The sequence below is a fragment of the Lysobacter sp. ISL-50 genome (assembly GCF_018612875.1).
Taxonomy (GTDB): domain Bacteria; phylum Pseudomonadota; class Gammaproteobacteria; order Xanthomonadales; family Xanthomonadaceae; genus Lysobacter.
This window is the reverse complement of sequence record NZ_JAGGRI010000059.1, coordinates 54334-61424: the sequence shown is the minus strand read 5'-3', so window position 1 is coordinate 61424 and position 7091 is coordinate 54334. Positions and strand designations below refer to the sequence as shown.

The following is a 7091-nucleotide window of genomic DNA, read 5'->3' as shown; positions in this document are numbered from 1 at the left end:
GCGAATCCGGCCGAAGGCGAGCGCGCGCCGCGCAAGCGCCGCCGTCGTCGCGGCGGCCGTCGCATCGAGGGCGCCGAGGGCGCGAATCCGGCCCAGGACGCCGGCGCGTCCGCCGCCGTCGCCAAGCCGTCGTCCGCTGGCGCGCCGAGGCCGCAGTCGGCCAAGCCGGCGGCGAGCAAGCCGGCCGCACCGGCCGCGGGCGAAGCCAAGCCGTCGCTGCTGGGCCGCATCGGCCGCAAGCTCAAGTCGCTGGTGGCGCGTCCACCGCGCACTCAGCACTAATGGGGCGCTGAGTCCGGGCGACGCGGCGATGCCGCTTCGCCTGGAGGTTTCACCGACAAGGCCTGGCCGTTCGCGGCCGGGCCTTTGCGTATTCGCGCCGGCCGAGGCTGCGCGAAAGTCGCTGGATCCCCGCGTTCGCGGGGATGACGAGCTGAAGCATGGCGACGTTTCTACCTGCCGTCATTCCCGCGAACGCGGGAATCCAGTGACTTCAGCGCCATCGAGCCGACAGGTCCCTGGACTCCCACGCCACAGCACCCGCGGATCGGATCAGACGACTCCGTTCATCCGCGCATCGCCCTTATTGCCGCCGGCTGAGAAACACCGACCACGTATTGGTCGAGGTCTCCACTAGCTGGAACACGTCCAGATCGCCGTCGATGTCGATATCCAGCGACTGATACTGATTGCCGTACGCCGGCGAAGCCGGCCAGCCGACGCCGAACGCGCCGCCGGCATACGGCCAGGTCGTGAACACGCCGCTGGTTCCCGGTTCGAAATGGCCGCGGCGACCGCTGCCGGCGGCGCTGCACCAGATGGTCAGGCGCCAGTTCGGCGGCGCGCTGCCGAACGAGGGAAACACGATGAAACGGGCGTTGCCGTAACCGGTCGATCCGGCCGGGCAGGCCAGGGTGGCGACGTTGATCGGCGGGTCGTACTGGTCGGCCTGGGCGGCGTGCGCGTACAGGCCGGCGGCCAGCAGGCCGCCGAGGATCAGCGAGGTCTTGATCGTGTGCATGAGTCCGGCTCCATAGAAGACAGTCGATCCCCGCGGCCCGGACGGGCGCGGGGCATTCACTTCCGATGTCGGACTTGAAGCGAAATAAAACGCCGCGCGATCGCGCGCGGGCAGGCTGCGGCCGTGCTGCGGTGCCGGCCTGGGAACGCCCGGATCGTGGTCTGTCCGAGGGCGGGCCGGTCGTTGTCGTCGAAGCGCGTCCGCGTGGGCGCGACGACCGCAGCGCGAACATAGGCCAAACCCGCGTGCCGAAACGTGATGATTTCCGGTGATTCGCTCTGCGATACTTCCGCCATGACCGTATTGCGCTTCGACAACGTCAGCAAACGCTACAGCAGCGGCCACGAGGCCTTGAGCGAAGTCAGCTTCGAAGTGGCGCCGGGCGAGATGTTGTTCGTCACCGGCCACTCCGGCGCCGGCAAGAGCACGCTGCTCAAACTCATTCATCTCAGCGAGCGGCCCAGCCGCGGCGCGGTGCTGTTCGGCGAACGCAACCTGCTCAAGGTGGGCGGGCGGCGCGTGGCGCTGCATCGGCGCGAGGTCGGCGTGGTGTTCCAGGATCACCGCCTGCTGGCCGATCGCAGCGTCGCCGACAACGTGGCCCTGCCGCTGTTGCTGCGCGGCTTGCGCCGCAACGACATCGGCCGGCGCGTGCGCACCACCCTGGACAAGGTCGGCCTTGGGGCGCGCGCTTCGGCGCTGCCGGGCGAGTTGTCGGCGGGCGAGCAGCAACGCGTCGGCATCGCCCGGGCGATCATCGGCGAACCGCGCCTGCTGGTCGCCGACGAGCCCACCGGCAACCTCGATCCGACCCTGTCGGCCGAGATCATGGTCTTGTTCCAGTCGCTGCCCGAGCGCGGCACCAGCGTGCTGGTCGCCAGCCACGATCTGGCCCTGGTCAAACGCATGAAGAAGCGGGTGCTGGTGTTGAATCAGGGCCGTCTGGTGGACGACATCGCTCCGGAGGATCTGGCCGAATGAGCAGCAACGCAGGGATCGGCGCGTCCGAACGCGAGCCCGAAGCCGCCGTCGAATCGGCGTCGCAATCGCGCCTGGGCGCGTGGCTGGACCATCATCTCTACAGTCTGGTCGCCAGCCTCGGCCGCCTGCTGCGCAAACCGTGGGCGACCTTGCTGACCATCGGCGTGATGGCGGTGGCGCTGGCGCTACCGCTGGGCCTGTGGGCGAGTCTGAACAACGTCGAGCGTTTCGCCGGCGACGTGCAGCGTTCGCGGCAGATCAGCGTGTTCCTCAAGCCCGAGGTCAAACTCGATCGCGCCCGCGCGCTGGCCGACGAGCTGCGCGCGCGGCCGGAAGTCGGCGGGGTCGAGCTGCGCACGCCCGAGCAGGGCCTGGCCGATCTGCGCGAAAAGAGCGGCCTGGGCGAGACCTTGTCGGTGGTCGAAGGCAATCCGCTGCCGAGCCTGCTGGTGGTGACGCCCAAGAGCGACGAACTGGCGCTGGCGCAATCGCTGGGCGAACTGGCCGAGGCCGATGTGGTCCAGCACGACGCCGGCTGGCGCCAACGGCTGGACGGATGGCTGCGCTTCGGCTCGCGCCTGGCCTGGGTGTTGGCGGTAATGCTGGGCCTGGGCGCGCTGCTGGTGGTCGGCAACACCGTGCGCCTGGACATCCAGTCGCGGCGCGAGGAAATCGGCGTGCTGCAACTGCTCGGCGCCACCGACGGCTTCATCCGCCGGCCGTTCCTGTACCTGGGCGCCTGCTACGGCCTGGCCGCCGGCACCGTCGCGCTGGCGCTGCTGACCGCGGCCGACCACACCCTGCGCGAACCGCTGACCGCGTTGGCGGCCAGTTACGGCAGCCATTTCGAGCTGCAGGGCTTCGACCTGCTGCAGGCCGCGCAGATCCTGGCCGGCTCCGCGGCGCTGGGCTGGCTCGGCGCCGGGCTGGTGACTGGGCATTACCTGCGTCAGAGCCGGGCCGGGCAGGGCTGATCGCGGCTTTCGTGGGCTGTTTTTGTGGGGCGTGTTTTTGTTGGAGGGGTGCTTTTGTGAGAGGGCTGCTTTTGTGGGAGGGGCTTCAGCCCCGATGCTTTCCTCTCAGCTCGCTTGGCAGCCTGTCGCGATCGGATCGAAAAGCATCGGGGCTGAAGCCCCTCCCACAAAAACACCCCTCCCACAAAGGCCCCACAAAGTCCCCCCGCAACGCCCATCCGCGTGCCGCAACTCGACACAAGGGCGCTCCGGCCGACACACGGTTGCCATGATGCTGCGCAAGGCTCGGAATCCGACCCCGCTTGCGCCTAGAATCTGAATCCCCCGCATGACCCGCACTCCGTTCCGCGCCGGCGCGTAGCGCCGCCGGTTACGCGTCGCCGAGACGGTACTGTCCCCGTATGCAAAGCCAGAATCTGCGACATTTCGACAACACCGCGCCGCGGGTGATGGTGGTCGACGGCTCCAGGATGGTGCGCAAGCTCATCGCCGACGTGCTGCTGCGCGAGTTGCCCAACGTGCGCATCGTCCAGTGCGGCGGCATCGTCGAGGCCAAGGTCGCGCTCGATCACGGCGAAGTGGATCTGGTCACCACCGCCCTGGTCCTGCCCGACGGCGACGGCATCGCCCTGGCGCGCGCGGTGCGCGAAGCGGCGGCCCAGGCCTACGTGCCGGTGATCGTGGTGTCCGGCGACGCCCAGGCGCACCTGGAAGCGCGCCGCTTCACCGAGGACGTCACCGACTACTTCGACAAATCCCTGGGCACCGCCGCCCTGGCCGAATTCATTCGCGGCTACGTCCAGCCGCAATCGATCCCGGGCGCGCGCGTGCTTTACGTCGAGGACAGCCGCGTGGTCGCGGTCGCGACCAAGCGCATGCTCGAACGCCACTCGCTGCAGGTGCTGCATTTCATCGGCGTGGAAGAAGCGCTGGAGCATCTGGAGGCGCATCGCGCCAGCGGCCGCGACGGCGGCGACGCCGGCGCCGATCTGGTGCTGACCGACGTTTACTTGAAGGGCGAACTGGGCGGCAAGGACTTGCTCGCCCGACTGCGCAACGACTTCGCTTACGGCAAGCGCCGTCTGCCGGTGCTGGTGATGACCGGCGACGCCAATCGCGACAACCAGAGCGAACTGCTGCGCGCCGGCGCCAACGATCTGGTGCTCAAGCCGATCGAAGAGCGCCTGCTGGTGACCAAGACCCTGTTCCAGCTGCGCCTGTCGCGGCTGGTCGAACCCACGGGCGCGGCGGTGCCGGCATGAGCGACGGCGATCGCGACATCAAGCTGGAGCCGTCGTGGAAGCAGCACGTCGGCGACTGGTTCGGGCGCGAGGACATGCTCGCGCTGTCGCGCTTCCTGCGCGAGCGCAAAGCCGCCGGGGCGCGGATTTTCCCGCCGGGGCCGCAGATCTTTTCCGCTTTCGACGCCACCCCGTTCGATCAGGTGAAGGTCGTGATCCTGGGCCAGGACCCGTACCACGGCGCCGGCCAGGCCCACGGCCTGTGCTTCTCGGTGCAGCCCGGCGTGCCGGTGCCGCCGTCGCTGGACAATATCTTCAAGGAGATCCACCGCGATCTCGGCATCGCCCGGCCCGATCACGGTTATCTGATGCCGTGGGCGCATCGCGGCGTGCTGCTGCTCAACGCCGTGCTCACCGTCGAGGAAGGCCGCGCCGGCGCGCATCAGGGCAAGGGCTGGGAAGGGTTCACCGACCATGTCGTGGACGTGCTCAACCGCGAGCGCGAAGGCCTAGTGTTCCTGCTATGGGGCAGCTACGCCCAGGCCAAGGGCAAGGTCATCGACGCCGGCCGGCATCGCGTGCTCAAGGCGCCGCACCCCTCGCCGCTGTCGGCGCATCGCGGCTTCATCGGCTGCGGGCATTTCTCCGCCGCGAACGACTACCTCTCGCGCCGCGGCGCGGCGCCGATCGACTGGACCTTGCCGCCGCGCAGCGAGCTGTAAAAAAGACGGCCCCGGTGGGAGCCGGGACCGCTAACTACAGACACTCCAGCGTGAATCCCGAGCCTGTCCGGATAGAGGCAGGCCTTTGTATGCGGCGGGGAACGCTCGATCGCGCGCGTCCTGCGTCCTCGGCCGCCCCGGCGGAGAGAGACCGGGCAGCGCGAACCCGGAAACCGGAGCGGCGTCCTGGCTGGAGTGTATTCTCTAATCGGAAAACTTCAACTGGGTGCGGGCGCGCTTCAACAGCGCCCGTGGCGGAGGCCGATCGATCGCCGACAGATGCGCCGCGGCGATGCGAGGGCTCAGCCTTCGTCCTGATGGGCCAACAGCGTCGCCAACAGATCTTCGTCGTCGCCCGCGGCGCATACCGCCAACACGCTCGCCGCCGCGCAGCCGTCGCCGAGCACATAGGCATGGCCCATGTCGGCGTCGATGTAGCTGCCTTCGCCGGTCTGCAGCACGGCGACGTCGTAGAACTCGGTATGCAGCTCGACCGTGCCTTCGAGCACGTAGACGAACTCCTCGCCCTGATTGCGCACCAGCGGGCCGAACGCCTTGAGGCTGGGCGCGCGGATGTGCGTGACCGACGGAATCATGCGTTTACGCCGCAATTCCGTGCATAAGTAGTACGCATCGTAGTTCTTGCCGGTGACCCGCGTGGCATCGCGCATCCGCCCCAGACTGCGTCGCGCGGTGACCGCGCGAGTCGCCGGCACCGCGGTTTCGGCGAACAGCTCGGACATGCTCAGGCCCAATCGCTGACTGAGCTGGAACAGCTTGTCGTAGGTCAGCGACAAGCGATCGTGCTCGATCTTGGACAAGGTCGATAGCGGAATGCCGGAATGCTCGCTCATCTGCTTGAGCGTCCACTGATTGCGTGCGCGCAAGGAGCGCAGCAGGCCGCCGATCGTCGGTTGTTGCGACTTCATCCCATGTCTCCGGGGCTGGGACGGGCCCGGGCCAGCCGGGTCAGGACCGGAACAGCCGGGCTCGCCGAAAACGTCTGATTCGAAACTAGCTGCCTCTGGAGCCCATTTTGGCATGTCCAGGACGCGCCCAGAGTGCGGAATCGGCTCAAATAAGAGAAATTTTCCTGGTCCGGTCGCCCCGCCGGAGCCGGAACCAGCCAAGTTCGGCCCGTAGACAGGTGCCGCGGGCGCGCAGATCGCGGGTCCGGATCGCAAGAGCACGGTCTTCAAGGCGAGCGAGGCTTAGGACTCGTCTGAAATTCCCAGCCGCACCGGTAAGCGGAATTTCCACCGGATTGCGGGCTTTGCAATCGCCTGTGGCGATTTCTCAGCCGATTTCCGACCTTTTTCCTCTGCGGATCGCGGTCGCCGCGCCCGGGATCGCCCCGGGCACACCGGCTAGCCGGCGGCACGGTATTTACGTGGATGTCCTGTTCTGGATATTTTCTCCGATCAGGATTGCAAGCGCCACGGAGACGACCGTCCCCGTGGCCGACCGGTATTCGATTTTTTTGGTGTTAGGGGGCGTTGTGACCGATTCCGACCAAGCCATCCGGGCGCAGCTGCGTCGTGTTCGTCAATGTGTCGTGTTGGCGTTCGCGATGCTCGTGGCCCTGCCGGCTTTCTCTCAGAACGCGGTCAACCGCGGCTCGGTCTCTCCTCCGAACGGCGTGACCAACCCCGGCACCAACTGCAACCGGGCCGGGCAGACCTTCCTCAGTGGGGTGTGCACCTCGGAGGACAGCGACCCGATCCAACCCAGGCTGACCCTGGTCAAGACGGTGACCAACGACAACGGCGGCACCGCGGTGGCGACGGCCTGGGTGCTGACCGCGACCGGCGGCACTACCACCATCACCGGCACTACCGGCGCCACGGCCGTAACCAACGCGTCCGTGCCTGTAGGCAGCTACACCCTGTCCGAGTCCGGCGGCCCGGCCGGGTACACCGCCGGTACTTATAGCTGCGTCATCAACAACGGCGCGGCGGTCGTGTCCAACACCGTCGCATTGGCGGCGGGCGATAACGCCACTTGCACCATCAACAACAACGACCAGCCGGCCAGCCTGACGCTGGTCAAGAACGTCACCAACGACAACGGCGGTACGGCGACGATCGCCAACTTCCCGTTGACGGCGACCGGCCCGACCACGATCACCGGCGAGAGCGGTAACGCGACGGTG

At 67.8% G+C, this 7091-nt stretch carries 8 protein-coding genes; 6 read left to right on the top strand and 2 right to left on the bottom strand.

Features of this window, described 5'->3' with window-relative positions; all coding sequences use genetic code 11:
- Positions 1-282: ATP-dependent RNA helicase RhlB (gene rhlB, locus J7J50_RS23755; RefSeq protein WP_215097578.1), on the top strand; the 282-nt coding region annotated here is incomplete at its 5' end.
- 301 nt (positions 283-583) lie between these two features.
- Here the strand turns inward: rhlB and J7J50_RS23750 are convergent.
- Complete coding sequence (locus J7J50_RS23750) at positions 584-1021, bottom strand: hypothetical protein (RefSeq protein WP_215056055.1); 438 nt, start codon at positions 1019-1021, stop codon at positions 584-586.
- Between the two features lie 294 nt (positions 1022-1315).
- On the opposite strand from J7J50_RS23750, the gene ftsE reads away from it, so the two are divergent.
- From ftsE to ung, 4 genes are all read left to right on the top strand, one after another.
- Entirely contained in the window at positions 1316-2002 is a 687-nt protein-coding gene (ftsE, locus tag J7J50_RS23745) for a cell division ATP-binding protein FtsE (protein WP_215056056.1), read from the top strand.
- The gene (gene ftsX, locus J7J50_RS23740) at positions 1999-2976 is read left to right on the top strand and encodes a permease-like cell division protein FtsX (RefSeq protein WP_215056057.1); all 978 of its coding nucleotides are present in this window, start codon (positions 1999-2001) and stop codon (positions 2974-2976) included. Before ftsE ends, ftsX begins: the two co-directional genes overlap by 4 nt.
- A 401-nt stretch (positions 2977-3377) precedes the next feature.
- A complete protein-coding gene (locus J7J50_RS23735; protein WP_215056058.1) occupies positions 3378-4238 on the top strand; it encodes a response regulator in 861 nt (286 codons plus the stop codon).
- A complete protein-coding gene (gene ung, locus J7J50_RS23730) occupies positions 4235-4939 on the top strand; it encodes a uracil-DNA glycosylase (RefSeq protein ID WP_215056059.1) in 705 nt (234 codons plus the stop codon). The genes J7J50_RS23735 and ung overlap by 4 nt, the downstream gene beginning before the upstream one ends.
- Before the next feature lie 302 nt (positions 4940-5241).
- Here ung and J7J50_RS23725 read toward each other — a convergent pair whose 3' ends face one another.
- Positions 5242-5868: an XRE family transcriptional regulator gene (locus J7J50_RS23725; RefSeq protein ID WP_215056060.1), complete on the bottom strand. Its 627-nt coding sequence runs from the start codon at positions 5866-5868 to the stop codon at positions 5242-5244.
- A gap of 641 nt (positions 5869-6509) precedes the next feature.
- On the opposite strand from J7J50_RS23725, the gene J7J50_RS23720 reads away from it, so the two are divergent.
- Positions 6510-7091: hypothetical protein (locus J7J50_RS23720; RefSeq protein ID WP_215097576.1), on the top strand; the 582-nt coding region annotated here is incomplete at its 3' end.

Excerpts from the sequence above, each read along its gene's own strand:
- J7J50_RS23750 (WP_215056055.1), bottom strand. The coding sequence starts at position 1,021 with ATGCACACGATCAAGACCTCGCTGATCCTCGGCGGCCTGCTGGCCGCC.
- ftsE (WP_215056056.1), top strand. The coding sequence starts at position 1,316 with ATGACCGTATTGCGCTTCGACAACGTCAGCAAACGCTACAGCAGCGGC.
- ftsX (WP_215056057.1), top strand. The coding sequence starts at position 1,999 with ATGAGCAGCAACGCAGGGATCGGCGCGTCCGAACGCGAGCCCGAAGCC.
- J7J50_RS23735 (WP_215056058.1), top strand. The coding sequence starts at position 3,378 with ATGCAAAGCCAGAATCTGCGACATTTCGACAACACCGCGCCGCGGGTG.
- ung (WP_215056059.1), top strand. The coding sequence starts at position 4,235 with ATGAGCGACGGCGATCGCGACATCAAGCTGGAGCCGTCGTGGAAGCAG.
- J7J50_RS23725 (WP_215056060.1), bottom strand. The coding sequence starts at position 5,868 with ATGAAGTCGCAACAACCGACGATCGGCGGCCTGCTGCGCTCCTTGCGC.